We start from the raw sequence: 14,527 nt of genomic DNA, 5'->3' as shown, positions 1-14,527 counted from the left end.
TCACGACGGGGACCCGGTACTGGCGCGGATAGACGGTGACCGCCGCCTCGTACGCCTCGATCCAGCCGGCCGAAGGGTCGTAGTCGGCGCCCGCCTCCATCGCCGTGTCGTAGAAGTGCGGCGCGTAGACGGCCCTGGGATCGTCGACGCGGCCCAGTCCGGTGGGGACGCCCTCCCCCACGATGGGAGTCGGTTCGAAGAAGATCCAGGAGTCGTGGTCGACGGAACGGACCGCGTCCGAGAGGCGGTTGTACAGGGGAGTGAGCTGATCGCGCTCGATGCGCCGGGCGGCCGTCGGCAGATCCTCGTCCTGGGCGATCTCGCCCATCGGCTCGTTGATCAGGTCGTAGCCGAGGACGGCCGGATGGTCCCCGAAGCGTGCGGCCAGCACCCGCCACATGTCCGCCTGGGCGCGCCGCAGGTCCGGGTCCTCGTAGAGGTGGGTGAAGGCGCGCTGCACGGCCGGTTCGAAGTACTCGGCGAACCAGTCGTCGGGGTGCGCGGTGAACGGCAGCCCGTCGGTCCTCGTCGCCCATTCGGGGATGCCGCGGTGCCCGAACGCGGGCCCGAAGACGTCCTGGTGCGCGTCGATCAGCACCTGGACGCGGTACTTGTGCGCCCAGTCCAGGATGCGTTCGATCTTCCGCAGGTACGCCTCGCTGTAACGGCCTCGCCGGGGTTCGAGGTCGTCCCAGAAGACCAGCAGGCGCGCGAAGTTGAACCCCTGGGCCCGCAGGTCCCGGAAGTGCCGCTCGCTGATCGCGGACAGGGCGGCCTCGCCGCGGTGGGCCTTGTCCTCGACGTTCCAGCCGCGCAGGGTCAGCACGCGGCCCCGGCCCCGGTCGTCCGTGAGCCGGGGGATGCCGGCGGCCGGATCGCGGTGGTCCCCGACGGCGGCCCTGGCGTGGGCGGTTCCGGTGGACAGCAGGACGGTGCAGACGAGCGCGGCGAGCAGACGGCGGTACATGGGACCTCCGGCACGGTCGGTCGGTCGGCAGTGCGGCAGATCACATCAGGAAAGCTGAGCATTGTTCAAGAGTGCGGACCGGTCTTGTGCGCGCACCTCTTGCCGAGGGGGCGCCAGGACCGTTACGTTCCCGGCGAGCCGGTTCATCTACGCGCGTCACTCCTCAGGGGGAGCTCCATGCACATACGTAAGGCCGTCCTGTCCGCCATCGCCCTGCTCGGTGCGGGAGCCGCCGTCGCCGCCTCGACGGGCGTGACCGCGGCCCGGCCCGGTGCCACCACGGCAGCTGCGGTACCGGCGTCGGTTTCGACTTCGGCTTCGACTTCGGCTTCCGGTTGGCAGCGGGTCGGGAACGACATCAAGAGCGGCATCAGTGGGCTCGCCGTCACCTCGCGCTCGGGCGGCACCTACCGCGCGCTGATCGCCCTCGACAACAAGCGCCCCGGAGAGAACCGCATCGCCCGGCTCACCTACGGGACCGGCGGGTCGGCACACGCGACGGGCGTGCGGCCGCTGGAGTGGAGGGGCGGTGCCGAGCCGATCGACCTGGAGGCGCTGGAGGCCGTGCCGGGCACCTCCGACGAGTACCTCGCCGTGGCCAGCCGGGGCCTCGTCTACCACCTGAAGAGCACCGAGGACGGGAAGGCGGTCGAGGTCCGCGACCTCTCGCCGCTCCCGGCGATCGGTCAGGGCGACAACTTCGAGAGTTTCACGCTCGTTTCGCAGCACGGCAGGACGGCGGCGGTCTGGGCGGACCGGGGCGACGGCGCCGGCCGGCCGGCGACGCTGTACGCGGCGCCGCTGTCGTTCAACGAGTACGGGGAGTCGACGTTCGGCGCCGTGACGAAGGCCGTCTACCGTGCGCCGTATCCCACGGGCGCGGTCCGGCACGCCTCCGACCTGACCGTCACCGACTCGGGCCGCCTGCTGGTCGCTTCGGCCTCGGACCAGGGGGACGACGGGCCGTTCGCCTCGGCGGTGAGCGACGCGGGCTCCGTCCAGCTCGACCGGTCGGGCCGGGTGCGGCTGAGGGTGGCCAAGCACCCCGAGGTGCTGCGGAAGTTCACGGACCACAAGGTCGAGGCCGTGGACTGCGTGCCCGGCTCCGGCGTCGCGGTCCTCGGCACGGACGACGAGAACGCCGGCGGCGCGGTGACGACCGCCCGCGTCTGCGACTGACCGTGCCGCCTATTGTTGCGGTCATGGCCTCCCACCCGACCACAGAACCCACCGCCTTCCACGCAGCGCTCCGGAACCAGTTCGAGACGTTCCTCGACGAGCACCGGGGCGCGCTGCACGACAGCCTGAACGGACTGACGGAGGAGCAGGCACGCCGGTCGCTGGTCACCTCCAGGACCACCCTGCTGGGCCTCGTCAAGCACACGACGTTCGTCGAGAAGGTCTGGTTCGACGAGGCGATCACGTGCCGGCCCCGCAGCGAGATCGGGATTCCGGACACGCCCGACGAGTCGTTCGTCCTCGGCGACGACGACACGATCGCGTCGGTCCAGGACGCCTACCGGCAGGCGTGTGCGGCGTCCCGGCGTGCCACGGCGGAGCTGACGCCGGACGACGTCGTCCGGGGCAACCGCCGGGGCCCGCTGCCGCTGCGCTGGGTCTACCTGCACATGCTGCGTGAACTGGCCCAGCACTGCGGGCACGCGGACATCCTGCGCGAGCAGATCCTCGGCGGCACGGCACGCACCGACTGACGCCCGGCGGCGGGCCCCTCCACGGGCGCCCGCCGCCCGGGCCCGGGTGGCACCTGTGGCGCGATCATGTTGATCTTGTGCACCTTTGCGGCCGACACCATGGAACCCGGACAAGGCCCCCGTCTCTCCACGTGATCCCAGGCGGCTCCGTGATAACACGAAGTGATCACTTCCGAGAGGGGCCTACGATCTCATGGGTATCTTCAGCCGCCGCCCGTCCACCATGGTCGAGCCCACGTCGACTGTCCGCTCCCATGCGCACGTCGCGGTGGCGGAGCCCCACGGTGCCGCACTCGACCCGGCCCTGCGGGCCCTGACCGGGCAGTGGAGCATCGACCGCCCGCACAGCCGCATCGGCTTCTCCGTGCGGCACGCCATGGTCACCACGGTCCGCGGTGCCTTCACCGACTACGAGAGCAGCCTGTACTTCGACGGAGCCCGGCCCTCCGAGTCGCGGGCCGAGCTCGTCATCCGGGTCGGCAGCGTCGACACGGGCGTGGAGCAGCGGGACGGGCACCTCGTCGGCAGGGACTTCTTCGACGTGCGCCGCTTCCCGGAGATGGTGTTCCGCAGCACCTCCACCACGCACGAGGGCGGAGAGACGTTCCGGATGACCGGTGACCTGACCATCCGCGACGTGACCCGGCCCGTCGACCTCCAACTCGACTACCTGGGCTCCGTCATGGACCCCTTCGGCTTCGAACGAGCCGGCTTCGACGGCACCACCACCATCGACCGCACCGAGTGGGGCCTGGTATACAACCAGCGCCTGAAGGCGGGCGGCACGATGGTGAGCGAGAAGGTCCGGTTGCAGTTCGACATCTCCGCGATCCGGGCGACGTCGTAAAGCTCAACGGCGCAGGGCCTCCAGCTCGTTCGCGCGGCGGTGGTCCTTGGGGCGGCCGAGGGAACGCCGCATCAGGATCAGGTCGTCCACGTCGGCGTAGCGGATGGTGAAGCCCTCCGGGTCGTGGGCGGCGACCGCGCGGGCGAGGCAGGGTTCGGTGTCCATGCCGCCCCAGGGCAGGGCGGGTGTGCACAGGTCGCCGTCGGCGCCGGTCACCCGGTAGGCGACCTGCGGCCGGCTCAGGTCGGGCGGGGCCGTGCAGCCCGTCGCCGTCAGCGCCTCGCGCAGGGCCCGCGCCTGTCCGGGTGTGCCGTCCCAGAGCAGGTCGAGGTCGCCCGTCAGCTCGGTCGAACCGTGCATGATGCCGGCGACCTGGCCGATGACGACCGCGCGCGAACCGGCCTCGTGCAGGGCGCGAAGGAAGGGAAACGGGTCGAAGCCGAGCGCGCCGTCCGTGGCGAACGTGCCGGCCACGTCGTCGGCTTCCTCTGGGCCGTACCCCGTGGCGGCACGCTCACAGGTGGCGGCCTCGATGCGCCGGACGGCCTGACGAAGTCGCGAAGCAGCGGTGTCGTTCACCCGGCCATTCAACCGCAGCGCGGGGACCTGGCGATCTTCGGACTGGGGACAGCGCCCTGCCGGCCGAACTCCGCTACGGCTTGCGGGCCAGTCCCGCGGCGATGAGGCGTTCCCAGACGGTGAGCTCCCGCTCGCCGCCGCCCCACTGACCGTCGCCCGCGTCGGGACGCCACGCGGAGGCCGGGACTATCCCCGGATCGAGGATCTCCAAGCCGTCCAGCAGGGACTCGATCTCCTCGTCGGTCCGCCACCGGCCCCGGCCGAAGGTCCCCTGGAGCACCTTCTCGGCCTCCGCCGTCTCCGGGTTGTTCCCGGAACGGAAGTGGCTGACGAAGAAGTGGCTCCCGGACGGCACGTGGTCGCGCCAGTGGCGGACGATGTCGCCGGGGCCCTCGTCGTCGTTGACGTGGTGGAGGATCGCGCTGAACACGACCGCGACGGGACGGTCGAAGTCGATCAGCGCCCGGGTGTCCGGGTGGGTGCGGACACCTTCGGGGTCGCGCACGTCGACCGGCACGACCCGCGTCCGGTCGTTCTCCTCCAGCAGGGCCCGCCCGTGCACCAGTACCTGGGGATCGGTGTCCACGTACACCACACGGGACTCGGGAGCGTGCCGTTGCGCGACCTGGTGCACGTTGTCGGCGGTCGGCAGACCGCTCCCGAGGTCGATGAACTGTCGTATCCCGGTGGTCGTCACGATCTCCCGCACCGCCCGCGTCAGCGCCGCCCGGTTGGCGAACGCGATCGCCACCGAACCGGGGAGATCACGCTTGAACACGTCTCCGATCTTCCGGTCCACGGCGTAGTTGTCCTTGCCGCCGAGCAGGTAGTCGTACACCCGGGCGATGCTGGGTTCGGTGCTGTCGATGGAGGAACACTCTCCCGTCATGGCGCCCATCCTCTCGTGCGACGACGCCTGGCCACCACCACTTCCGTGACTCCGGCCCGGGGCGTACGTGTATCGCGTGTGGGGCCGGGTAGGCGCCACAACCGGATCATCGGATTCCGTTTAGAGACTGCCGTCGCGTGAAGCTGGAGGAAACATCATGAACAAGCCGATGCGACACGTCGTGACCACGGGGATAGCGGCCGTCGGGATCGGAGGTGCGCTTCTGGCCGGCGCGGGCTCGGCCACGGCGGCGCCCCCGCAGCACAGGGGGCACTCCGCCCGTCCTGCCGCAGCGCCGGCCGGGCACCACCATCACTCCCGGAGGTCCGGCTCCCACCAGCGCGTCGACCCGTGGGTCATGGGCCAGATCCGCCAGTTCGACCCCGCGGCCGCCCAGCGGCTCGCCGTGTACGACCCGTGGGTGAAGGACCAGCTGGCGCAGTTCGCCGGACAGACCGGCTGAGCTGCGGCCCGCCCGTCGTCAGGCCCCGTCGAGGGCGGCGGCGACCTGGGCCATGACGCGCTGCCAGTGCGCCCGTCGCCGTTCGCGCTCCTCCGGGCCCGCCAGGTGCTCCTGGTGGAACCGGAGCATGGTGCGCGCTCCCTCGGCGGCGGGCGCCAGGGCGACCTGGACGGTGGTGGTGCCGTGGGTGACGCGGATCTTCGCCCCGGCGTGGTAGCCGCGCACCTCGCCCGTCACCCCCTCGGCCGTCCGGTAGGGGGCGCCGCGTTCGGGGGTGAGCTCCGCGCCCGGCCCGAGCCAGAGGGCGAGTCCCTCGGTGCCGCTGATGAAGTCCCATACGACGGCCGGGGGGTGGGCCAGGGTGCGGGACACCCCGATCTGCCAGCCGGCGTCCTGAGTGAGTCCTGTGGGCATGGCGGTCATCCTTCCTCGGTGTGGCGGGCGCGCAGGGCCCTGACTTTGTGGCGGTTGCCGCAGTGCTCCATGGAGCACCAGCGGCGGCGGCCGGGCCGTGAGGTGTCGACGTAGACGAGGTGGCAGTCCTCGGCGGCGCAGGTGCGGATGCGGTGCGCGTAGGGGCCGGTCAGAAGCTCGACGGCGTCCCGGGCGACGGTGGCCGCCAGCTGGGTGCCGGTGGGGGTCCCGGCCCACCGCCGCTCGCCGGCCGGGGTGAGGGCGGGGGCCAGGGCCGGGTGGGCGGCGGCCTCGTTCACGGCCTCCAGATCCCCCGGCGGGTGAGGCTCGCCGCGCGTGTGGGCGAGGACGACGCGGAACAGCGCGTCGCGCAGCCTGCGCATGCCGGCCACCTCGTCCGCCGAGATCTCCAGCGCGGGCGTCGGGTTCAGCCGCGACCGTTCCGCCCAGCCGGCCAGGTCGGCGGGCTCGTGCAGGACCTCGTACCGGCGATACGGGCCGGGACCTCCGGTGGTCAGCAGCTCCAGGCACAGCGCGCCGGGATCGAATCGGTAGGCGACGCCGGTGTGCGAGTGCAGCGTCAGCCCCTTGGACGGGGTCGGATCCATGTAACCAATATAACCGGTTACGCGCGAGGCGGGCAGAGGAACGGCGATTCCCACGCCCCCCGAGGCTTGACCCTCACGTGGCGTGATGCCGCATGGTCGGTCGTGTGAAGGACCACCTGACCGTGGGACGCGTGGCCGAGCTGGCCGGCGTGAGCGTCCGCACGCTGCATCACTACGACGAGGTCGGACTCGTGCGGCCGTCGGCACGGACCGCCGCCGGATACCGGACGTACTCGGCGGCCGACGTGGAGCGGCTGCGGGAGGTCCTCGCCTACCGGCGGCTGGGCTTCGGGCTGCGCGAGATCGCGGATCTGGTCGACGACCCGGCCGCCGACGCGGTCGCGCGGCTGCACCGGCTGCGCGGACTGCTGACGGACCAGCGCGACCGCGCCGCCGCCCTGGTGACGGCCCTGGACCGGGAGCTGGAGGCGCGGGCCATGGGGATCAGGACGACACCCGAGGAGCAACTGAGGATGTTCGGCGCGCAGTTGTACGAGACGATCGGTTCCGCCTATCCGGCGACGCGACGCACCGAGCCGCGGATCGCGGCGCGGGTCTGGGAAGCGCTCGGGGACGCACGGACGGTACTGAACGTAGGTGCCGGCACCGGCTCCTACGAGCCTCCGGACCGCGATGTGACCGCCGTGGAGCCGTCGGCGGTCATGCGGGCGCAGCGTCCCGCGGGCGCGGCGCCGTGCGTGGCCGCCTCGGCGGAGAGCCTTCCGTTCGAGGACGGGTCCTTCGACGCCGCGATGGCCTTCAGCACCGTGCACCACTGGCACGACCCGATCGCCGGGCTGCGCGAGATGCGCCGCGTCGCGCGACGCGTGGTGGTGTTCACGCACGACGCCGGTGACACCGGCTGGCGTCACCGGTTCTGGCTGACCCGCGACTACCTTCCCGAGGTCGCCGGCCTCGTCGCGGACCGGCCCTCGGTGGACCGGCTGGCCCGCGCGGTCGGGGCCCGCCTGGAGCCGGTGCTCATCCCGTGGGACTGCGCCGACGGCTTCCTGGAGGCCTACTGGCGCCGGCCCGAGGCGTATCTGGAGGAACACGTACGCCGCGCGGTGTCGGTGTGGACTCGAGTCGGTCCGGAGGCCGAGCAGCGGGCGGTACGCGCACTCCGCGACGACCTGTCCTCGGGCCGGTGGGCAGAACGCAACCGGGACCTCCTCGCCCTCGACTCGGCGGAACTCGGCCTCCGCCTGCTCGTGGCCTGAGGGGCCGTCAGGCGGGTCCCTGGCCGTCGCTCCGGTCCGACTCGCCGCGGAGGACGCAGAATTCGTTGCCCTCGGGGTCGGCGAGGACCGCCCAGCCGGAGCCGTCGGGATTGCGGTGATCGGAGACGAACGTGGCGCCGATCCCCAGCAGCCGTTCCACCTCCTGCTCGCGCGAGGTCTCGGGGCGCAGGCACAAGTGGACCCGGTTCTTGGTGCTCTTGGGCTCGGGCACCTGGTTGAAGTGGAGCACCGGGCCCTCCGCCAGCCGCACTTGGGTCTCCCGGTCGCCCGGCCCGTCCTCGGGATGCAGGGGACGGCCGGTCACCCTGCTCCAGAACCGGGCCAGCTCATAGGCGTCCGCACAGTCGATCGCGACGTTCTGCACCACCGAAACCATGGCGTCACCCTCCCCGACTTCCGTTCAGGACGCCACCGCGGCGAGCCTCCCACCCGGGTCAGCCGCCGTCGGGAGCCTCCACGATGACGCCCTTCTCGTCGATCATGTGGGTGCGCCAGTACACGTCCCACTTGTCGTCGACGTGCTGCGGGACCTTGCCCTCGGGGTAGCGCGTGTAGCCCTCGGGGGGCCGCTCGCCGTCCGGGGCGCACGCGGAGCCGGTGCCCCCGATCGACGTGACGGGGTACTCGCCTCCGCCGCAGACGGCCTCCCGGTACTCCAGCGAGCATCCGGTGAGCACCAGGGCCGCCGTGGCGCAGCCGAGTGCGGTGGCGGCCGCGACGCGGACGACGCCGCGCCGCGCGCGGTCGACGGGTCGGCAGAGCGTGCTGGTCCTGTGCACTGGGGTCTCCTGGCGTCGGCGAGAGCGGGCAGGTTCCCCACCTTCGCCGACGCCGGGTGGCCGGTCCTGAGTACGGGTACTCAGCGCACGCACTCGCCGGTACTCACGCCGGGCGGTCGGTCCGGGCGGTCCGGGTGGTGTGGACGAGGTCGGGCAGGACGGTGGCCAGGCCGGCCACCGCCGGCGCGGCGCCGAGCCAGAGCGGGGCGCGCAGGCCCCAGGTCTCGATCACCACCGCGCCGATGGACGAACCCAGGATGACGCCGAGGGTGAGAGCACGCAGACGACGGTCGCCGCGGGCAGGCCGGCGAGGAGCGCGAAGCCGGTCAGGAAGGCCGTGTTGAGGACGAGGCCGACGGCGAGGACGGGGACGGTGTGCCGGTCGGCGAGGCGGCCGGCGACGGTGTTGCCGACGACCGTGGCGGCGTCGTAGGCGATGAGCAGCAGGGGGACGGTGCCGGTGGAGAAGCCGGTGACGTCGGTGAGGATCGGGTTGAAGTAGCTGAAGGCCGAGAAGGTGGCGCCGATGATCAGCGCGCTGGTGGACAGCACCAGCCACATCCTGGGGTCGCGGAAGACACGGGCCTCCTCGCGGAAGCCGCCGCCCTCCGCCCGTGCGAGGCGGGGCACGCCGAACAGGGTGGCCACGGCCGCGACCACGGTGATCAGGGTGATGACCCAGAACGCGGCGCGCCGGCCGAAGCACTCGCGGACCAGCGTGGAGACGGGCAGGCCGAGGAGGGTGCCGAGCATGAGGCCGTTCATGACGACGGCGGTCGCCCGGCCCCGGACCTCGGGCCGGGTGAGCCGGGCGCACAGGGAGATGCGGACGCCGAAGAACGCCTGCGAGGCCATGCCGGTGACGATCCGTGCGGCCATCATGGCGCCGTAGCCCGTCGCGGTCGCGGCCAGCACGTTGCCGGCGAGGAAGACGGCGAACAGCACCATCAGCGCCGTCCGCGGGGCGAACCTCATCAGGCCCACGGTCAGGAGGGGGCCGCGGGGGCGTCCCGTCAGCCGGTGAGCGCGTCCAGGGCGATCTCGGCGATCGACTCCAGGGCGGCCCGGTCGGCGCCGCCCTGACTGGAGACGCGGATGCCTGCGATCGCCGCGTTGACGAAGCGGGCGAGGGCTCCGGCGTCGCGGGGCGACGTGATGCTGCCGTCCCGGCGGCCCTCCTCGAACGCCGCGCGCAGCATCGCCAGCCGGCGGGCGGTGTCACGTTCCAGCATGTCCGCCGCCCGCGGGTCCCGGGCGACCAGTTCGACCATGGTGTTGACGGTCAGGCAGCCCGGGCCGCGCCCGTCCCTCTGCCGCTCCGCCTCACCGTCGACGATCACGGCGAACAGGGTGCGGAGCCGCTCGGCCACGCTGTGCCGCGCGTCCTCCAGGACGGCCAGCTGGGCACTGGTCGTGGAGTCGATGTAGCGGGCCAGGACGCGCTCGAAGAGATCGTGCTTACTCTTGAACGTGTTGTAGATGCTGCTGCGCCCCAGCCCCGTGGCGTCGCACAGGTCCTGGGTGGAAGTGGCCTCGTAGCCCTTCTCCCAGAACGTGTGCATCGCCGCGTCCAGGGCCCGGTCCTCGTCGAACGTCCTCGGTCGGGCCATGGCATGACCCTAGCCGTTTTGGATCGACCGTTACAATACGAGGTCCGCGCCCCGGTTCGGGGTAACGGTCCTCCCGCTGTCAGCGTGGCGCGCGGTGTGCCGGGCCCGCATCAGGAAGATGAGCAAGGTCTCCGGTGCCGACGTCGGAAGGGGTGTGAGATGGCGGTGGTCGCCCGGTGCTGTTCCCGCCGACCGGCCGCCCGGCGGGCGCGGGGCGTGAGGGACCGCTGATGAGTCCCGCGAGGCATCTCGATCCGAGGCTGTTCGACGAGACGGTCGCGGCGGTCTCGCTGTTCGCGGGACCGGAGCACCGGCTGGTCTACCAGAACGCGGCCTGTTGCCGGCTGCTCGGCGCGCGGCCCCTGGGGCTGCCCGCCAGGGAGGCGTTCCCCGAACCGGATGCCGAGGAGTTCCTGACGGTACTGGACGACGTCGTCGCCACCGGACGGCCCCGCCGGCTGCCCGACTCGCGCGAACCCGATCCGGGCGCCGCCGAACAGGCCCGGTACTTCGTCTACTCCTGCACGCCCGTCACCATGCCGGAAGGCCATGGCGCCATGGTCGTCGCCCTGGACACCACGGCCGAGACGCTGGCCCTTCAGCGCTACGAGGCGCTGGTGTCGGCCGTCTCGCAGATGGTGGGGGTCCTGCGCCCGGACGGCTCGGCGGAGGAGATCGTCCCCGGCTGGCAGCGGCTGACCGGGGTGCCCTGGCACGGACGGATGGACGAGGAATGGGCCGCCTGCATCCATCCCCGTGACCGCGAGAGACTCATGTGCTCCTGGGGCACCGCCATCGCCGCGGAGCCTCCGGGCGTCTTCGAGAACACCTACCGGGTACGGACCGCCGACGGCTCGTACCGGCACATGTCGACCCGCTGCGTGCCCGTCCTGCGGGGCGGCCGCGCCGAGGAGTGGGTCACCGCGACGATCGACGTCGAGGACACCTGGCGTGCCACGCTGGGCGAACGGCTGCTCGCACAGGTCGCCGAGGTGTCCGGTGAGCGCCTGGAGGACACCTTCGCCGCGGTGGTGCGGGTGATCGTGCCCGAACTAGCCGACGCCTGCGTGATCCTGCTGCTGGCCCAGGAGGCGTGGCCGCTGCCCGAGACGGCGACCGTCACGGCCCGCCGCATCGCCTCCGCCACCCGTCCGGGACTGCCGGCCCGGCCCGCGCTGCGCGGCCAGAGCGTCACCGTCTCCGGCACCGTGCGGGAGGTGCTGGAGAGCCGGGCCCCGCGGACCATCCCCCTGCCCGCGGGCGGCCGGGTCCCCTCCGGCCTGGTCCCGGAGGTCACCGAACAGTGGCTGGCCGACGCCGACGCCACCAGCCTCACCCTCATTCCGCTGGTCGTCGACAGCACCGTCCTCGGCTACGCCGCCACCAGCACCAACGGGGACACCCCGGCTCCCGCGCCCGCCGACATCGAGCTGCTGCGCAGTCTTCTGCACCTCGCGCACCAGCCCATCCGCCGGGTCCTCGACCTCCAGCAGGCCCGCAGCACCGCCCTGCGCCTCCAGCACGCCCATCTCACCGAGCCGCCCGCCGTGCCAGGTGCCGTCCTGGCCGCCTGCTACCGGCCCGCCAGTCCGGCCCACGAGATCGGCGGCGACTGGTACGACGCCATCACCCACCCCGACGGCACCCTCGTCCTCGACATCGGGGACGTCGCCGGACACGACCTCACCGCGGCCACCGCCATGGGCCAACTGCGCAGCATGCTGCGGGGTCTTGCCTGGAACCGGGGGCCCGACTGCACGCCCGCGACTCTCCTGACCATGCTGGACGACGCCGCCGAGGGGTTGAACATCGCCTCCTTCACCACCGTCGTCCACACCCATCTGCGGCGCCGCCCCGACGGCACCTGGCGGATGGCCTGGTCCAACGCCGGTCACCCGCCCCCGCTGCTCGTCCCCGCCCGGGGCGAGCCGCGTTTCCTCACCGGCACCGACCAGGATCCGCCGCTGTGCGTGGCCCCCGGCGTGCGCCGCGCCACGCACACCCACGTCCTCGGGCCCGGCGACACCCTCCTGCACTACACGGACGGTCTCGTGGAGACCCCGACCGCCTCGTTCGACGTCGGTCAGCGGCGGCTTCTGCGCGCCGCCGCGTCCCACCGCGCCGAACCCCTCCCGGACCTGCTGCGGCTGTTGCAGGACCTGTCCGACGACCGCGACGACACCGCGCTGATCGCCTTCCGCGCACACCCGGCCGACTGAGCGCCACCTTCGTATCGTTCGATCAAATACTGATCGAACGTCTCAGGGGTGATCCGGCCGTGATCGGATAAGCTCTGCACCGGTCCGATCACAAGGAGGAGTGTCGATGGCTGCTTCGGCCGAACGACGTCGCTCTCGCATCCTCGACGTCGTACGCGAGACCGGTTCCATCCGGATCGTGGAGCTCGCCGAGCGCCTCGGCATCCCGGCGGTCACCGTCCGGCGCGACGTCGCCACGCTGGCCGACGAGGGCAAGGTGGAGCGGACCCACGGGTCGGTGGCACTCTCCGCCGGCACCTCCGGCGGACAGGCCGCGGGTCAGGGGCGGGTGATCGGCATGCTGGTGCCGACCGTCGGCCAGTACTTCGACGAGGTGATCGCCGGGGCCAGTGCCGCGGCGACCGCGGCGGGCGCCCGGCTGGTGCTGGGCATCGCACCCTACGGGGCCGGCAGTGACCGCGCGCAGGTGGAGCGCCTGCTGGAGTCGGACGTCGACGGACTGCTGCTCACGCCGGGCTGGACCCCCGGCGGAGGGCTCGAAGGCGGCGACTGGCTGGGTGAACTGCCCGTGCCCGCCGTGCTGGTGGAACGCCGGGCGGCGCCGCTGAGCCCGGCGGCGCAGCTGGACGCGGTCTGCTCGAACCACCGTCACGGGGTGCTGCTGGCGCTGCGCCGGCTCGTCGCGCTCGGGCACGACTCGGTGCTGCTCGCGGCCCGCGCGGACACGCGTACCGCCTGCGAGGTGCGCGCCGGCTACGCCGAGGCGGTGGCACAGCTCGGCCTGCCGACGCTGCCGGTGATCGACGTGTCCAGTCCCGACAGTTCCCGTTCGCCCGGGGACGACGCCGACCTGGCCGCGCGGATCACCGAGGCCGCCCGTTCCGGCGTGCGGGCCGTGGTCGTGCACAACGACCAGGACGCCCTGCAACTGCCGTCGCTGCTGCGCGCGCACGGCCTGACGGTGCCGGACGACGTGGCGATGATCGCGTACGACGACGTGTACGCGTCGCTGTCGGAGCCTCCGCTGACGGCGGTGGCTCCGCCCAAGAGGGCGGTCGGCTCGGGGGCGTTGGACCTGCTGCTGCGGCGGCTCGACGCGGGCGACGCGCTGCCCGTGCACCAGATCGAGCTGCTGCCCACGCTGGAGCTCCGCAAGTCGTGCGGCGGGCCGGCGTAGCCACGCGCCCTGTTCTGATCGAACAATCAACCGCACGGGCGGTCTCACCCTCTTGATTGATCATTCAGATCATTCGATCGAAAGGTATTGACTTCGATCGTTCGGCATCTCAGGATGGCGCTCGTCTCAGCGTGACCTCGCAGCGCCCGGCCGGACGCCGGTGCTCGTGACCTCTCCAAGGAGCCGCGCCATGTCTTCCTCTTCGCCTTCCCGCCGCAGAACGTACGGTTCGGGCCTCGTCGCCGCCGCGACCGCGCTGTGCCTCGCCGGCCTCTCCGCCTGCGGTTCGAGCGACGACACCGACAGCGCCGCCGGCAAGGGGCCCGTCACCATCACCTTCTGGGGCTGGGCCAAGGGCACGCAGGAGGTCGTGGACGCGTACAACGCCTCCCAGCAGGACGTCCGCGTGAACTTCCAGGAGATACCGTCCGGCAACGCCGGCGGCTACGCCAAGATCTCCAACGCCGTGAAGGCGGGCAACGCCCCCGACGTCTTCAACGTCGAGTACCCGCAGCTGCCGGACTTCGTCAGCCGCGGCGCGGTCCAGGACATCGGTGAGCACGTCTCCGACGACCTCGCGTCCAAGTACCTGCCGCAGGCGATGCAGATGACCAGCCTGGGCGGCACCACCTGGGCCCTTCCGCTGGACGTGGCGCCCCAGACCTTCTACTACCGCGAGGACGTCTTCGAGAAGGCGGGGATCACCACCCCGCCGAAGACCTGGGACGAGTTCCGGACGGACGCGGAGAAGGTCAAGAAGGCCGTTCCCGACGCCCGTATCGCCACGTTCTTCCCCGACGACCCGAGCACCTTCGAGGCGATGGCCTGGCAGGCCGGCGCGCAATGGTTCAAGGCGGGGACGGACTCCTGGAAGGTCGGCTTCCAGGACGCGGCCACCAACAAGACCGCCGCCTACTGGCAGAAGATGGTCGACGACGACCTGGTGCAGGTCGCCCCGTCCTTCTCCCAGCAGTGGACGGCCTCCCTCCAGAAGAACCAGACCGTCGGCTACCTCGGCGCAC

General features: G+C 72.1%; 16 protein-coding genes and 1 pseudogene. 8 read left to right on the top strand and 9 right to left on the bottom strand.

What is annotated here, in order from left to right:
- On the bottom strand, positions 1-967 hold a 967-nt coding region (locus tag GTW67_RS05090), incomplete at its 3' end, for a glycoside hydrolase family 5 protein (RefSeq protein WP_161163593.1).
- A 177-nt stretch (positions 968-1,144) separates the two neighbouring features.
- Here GTW67_RS05090 and GTW67_RS05085 point away from each other — a divergent pair.
- The 3 genes from GTW67_RS05085 (at position 1,145) to GTW67_RS05075 (ending at position 3,526) form a co-directional block, all read left to right on the top strand.
- On the top strand, positions 1,145-2,146 hold the full coding sequence (locus GTW67_RS05085; protein ID WP_202436769.1) for an SdiA-regulated/phytase-like domain-containing protein: 1,002 nt from the start codon (positions 1,145-1,147) through the stop codon (positions 2,144-2,146).
- A 23-nt stretch (positions 2,147-2,169) separates the two neighbouring features.
- Positions 2,170-2,679 (top strand): DinB family protein, encoded by a 510-nt coding sequence (locus GTW67_RS05080; RefSeq protein WP_161163592.1) that lies wholly within the window; start codon positions 2,170-2,172, stop codon positions 2,677-2,679.
- Between the two features lie 193 nt (positions 2,680-2,872).
- Complete coding sequence (locus GTW67_RS05075; protein WP_161163591.1) at positions 2,873-3,526, top strand: YceI family protein; 654 nt, start codon at positions 2,873-2,875, stop codon at positions 3,524-3,526.
- 3 nt (positions 3,527-3,529) lie between these two features.
- Here the strand turns inward: GTW67_RS05075 and GTW67_RS05070 are convergent, their stop codons facing one another.
- Both GTW67_RS05070 and GTW67_RS05065 read right to left on the bottom strand, forming a co-directional pair.
- Complete coding sequence (locus GTW67_RS05070) at positions 3,530-4,105, bottom strand: hypothetical protein (RefSeq protein WP_237518671.1); 576 nt, start codon at positions 4,103-4,105, stop codon at positions 3,530-3,532.
- Positions 4,106-4,178: 73 nt separating this feature from the next.
- Complete coding sequence (locus GTW67_RS05065; protein WP_161163589.1) at positions 4,179-4,994, bottom strand: SAM-dependent methyltransferase; 816 nt, start codon at positions 4,992-4,994, stop codon at positions 4,179-4,181.
- A gap of 157 nt (positions 4,995-5,151) precedes the next feature.
- Between GTW67_RS05065 and GTW67_RS05060 the strand changes: the two genes are divergently transcribed.
- The gene (locus GTW67_RS05060; protein ID WP_161163588.1) at positions 5,152-5,457 is read left to right on the top strand and encodes a hypothetical protein; all 306 of its coding nucleotides are present in this window, start codon (positions 5,152-5,154) and stop codon (positions 5,455-5,457) included.
- A gap of 18 nt (positions 5,458-5,475) precedes the next feature.
- On the opposite strand, the gene GTW67_RS05055 is transcribed toward GTW67_RS05060, so the two are convergent.
- Together GTW67_RS05055 and GTW67_RS05050 are read right to left on the bottom strand one after the other, a co-directional pair.
- Positions 5,476-5,871, bottom strand: a complete 396-nt coding sequence (locus GTW67_RS05055) for an SRPBCC family protein (RefSeq protein WP_161163587.1) — start codon at positions 5,869-5,871, stop codon at positions 5,476-5,478.
- A gap of 5 nt (positions 5,872-5,876) precedes the next feature.
- Entirely contained in the window at positions 5,877-6,479 is a 603-nt protein-coding gene (locus GTW67_RS05050; RefSeq protein WP_161163586.1) for a CGNR zinc finger domain-containing protein, read from the bottom strand.
- A gap of 92 nt (positions 6,480-6,571) precedes the next feature.
- On the opposite strand from GTW67_RS05050, the gene GTW67_RS05045 reads away from it, so the two are divergent.
- Complete coding sequence (locus GTW67_RS05045) at positions 6,572-7,699, top strand: MerR family transcriptional regulator (protein WP_202436833.1); 1,128 nt, start codon at positions 6,572-6,574, stop codon at positions 7,697-7,699.
- A gap of 7 nt (positions 7,700-7,706) precedes the next feature.
- On the opposite strand, the gene GTW67_RS05040 is transcribed toward GTW67_RS05045, so the two are convergent.
- The 4 genes and pseudogenes from GTW67_RS05040 to GTW67_RS05025 form a co-directional block, all read right to left on the bottom strand.
- Positions 7,707-8,096 carry a VOC family protein gene (locus GTW67_RS05040; RefSeq protein WP_161163584.1) on the bottom strand — a complete coding sequence of 130 codons (390 nt, stop codon included), beginning with the start codon at positions 8,094-8,096 and terminating at the stop codon, positions 7,707-7,709.
- 58 nt (positions 8,097-8,154) lie between these two features.
- Complete coding sequence (locus GTW67_RS05035; protein ID WP_161163583.1) at positions 8,155-8,499, bottom strand: SCO0607 family lipoprotein; 345 nt, start codon at positions 8,497-8,499, stop codon at positions 8,155-8,157.
- A gap of 103 nt (positions 8,500-8,602) precedes the next feature.
- Positions 8,603-9,498: pseudogene (locus tag GTW67_RS05030) on the bottom strand (MFS transporter); the annotation flags it as partial.
- A gap of 14 nt (positions 9,499-9,512) precedes the next feature.
- Positions 9,513-10,109 carry a TetR/AcrR family transcriptional regulator gene (locus GTW67_RS05025; RefSeq protein WP_161163582.1) on the bottom strand — a complete coding sequence of 199 codons (597 nt, stop codon included), beginning with the start codon at positions 10,107-10,109 and terminating at the stop codon, positions 9,513-9,515.
- 230 nt (positions 10,110-10,339) lie between these two features.
- Between GTW67_RS05025 and GTW67_RS05020 the strand changes: the two genes are divergently transcribed.
- The 3 genes from GTW67_RS05020 to GTW67_RS05010 all read left to right on the top strand — a co-directional run.
- Positions 10,340-12,328: a SpoIIE family protein phosphatase gene (locus tag GTW67_RS05020; protein WP_161163581.1), complete on the top strand. Its 1,989-nt coding sequence runs from the start codon at positions 10,340-10,342 to the stop codon at positions 12,326-12,328.
- 106 nt (positions 12,329-12,434) lie between these two features.
- Positions 12,435-13,505, top strand: coding sequence for a substrate-binding domain-containing protein (locus GTW67_RS05015; protein ID WP_161163580.1), 1,071 nt, complete (start codon positions 12,435-12,437; stop codon positions 13,503-13,505).
- A 190-nt stretch (positions 13,506-13,695) separates the two neighbouring features.
- A partial coding sequence (locus GTW67_RS05010; RefSeq protein WP_161163579.1) for an ABC transporter substrate-binding protein occupies positions 13,696-14,527 on the top strand: 832 nt, incomplete at its 3' end.

This window comes from Streptomyces sp. SID5910 (genome assembly GCF_009862125.1).
Taxonomy (GTDB): Bacteria; Actinomycetota; Actinomycetes; order Streptomycetales; family Streptomycetaceae; genus Streptomyces.
The sequence above is the reverse complement of the archived record's forward strand: the minus strand, read 5'-3'. Positions and strand labels throughout refer to the sequence as shown.

Bases quoted from the DNA above. Each gene is read 5' to 3' on its own strand.
- GTW67_RS05085 (WP_202436769.1), top strand. From the start codon at position 1,145: ATGCACATACGTAAGGCCGTCCTGTCCGCCATCGCCCTGCTCGGTGCG.
- GTW67_RS05080 (WP_161163592.1), top strand. From the start codon at position 2,170: ATGGCCTCCCACCCGACCACAGAACCCACCGCCTTCCACGCAGCGCTC.
- GTW67_RS05075 (WP_161163591.1), top strand. From the start codon at position 2,873: ATGGGTATCTTCAGCCGCCGCCCGTCCACCATGGTCGAGCCCACGTCG.
- GTW67_RS05065 (WP_161163589.1), bottom strand. From the start codon at position 4,994: ATGACGGGAGAGTGTTCCTCCATCGACAGCACCGAACCCAGCATCGCC.
- GTW67_RS05060 (WP_161163588.1), top strand. From the start codon at position 5,152: ATGAACAAGCCGATGCGACACGTCGTGACCACGGGGATAGCGGCCGTC.
- GTW67_RS05055 (WP_161163587.1), bottom strand. From the start codon at position 5,871: ATGCCCACAGGACTCACTCAGGACGCCGGCTGGCAGATCGGGGTGTCC.
- GTW67_RS05050 (WP_161163586.1), bottom strand. From the start codon at position 6,479: ATGGATCCGACCCCGTCCAAGGGGCTGACGCTGCACTCGCACACCGGC.
- GTW67_RS05045 (WP_202436833.1), top strand. From the start codon at position 6,572: ATGGTCGGTCGTGTGAAGGACCACCTGACCGTGGGACGCGTGGCCGAG.
- GTW67_RS05040 (WP_161163584.1), bottom strand. From the start codon at position 8,096: ATGGTTTCGGTGGTGCAGAACGTCGCGATCGACTGTGCGGACGCCTAT.
- GTW67_RS05025 (WP_161163582.1), bottom strand. From the start codon at position 10,109: ATGGCCCGACCGAGGACGTTCGACGAGGACCGGGCCCTGGACGCGGCG.
- GTW67_RS05020 (WP_161163581.1), top strand. From the start codon at position 10,340: ATGAGTCCCGCGAGGCATCTCGATCCGAGGCTGTTCGACGAGACGGTC.
- GTW67_RS05015 (WP_161163580.1), top strand. From the start codon at position 12,435: ATGGCTGCTTCGGCCGAACGACGTCGCTCTCGCATCCTCGACGTCGTA.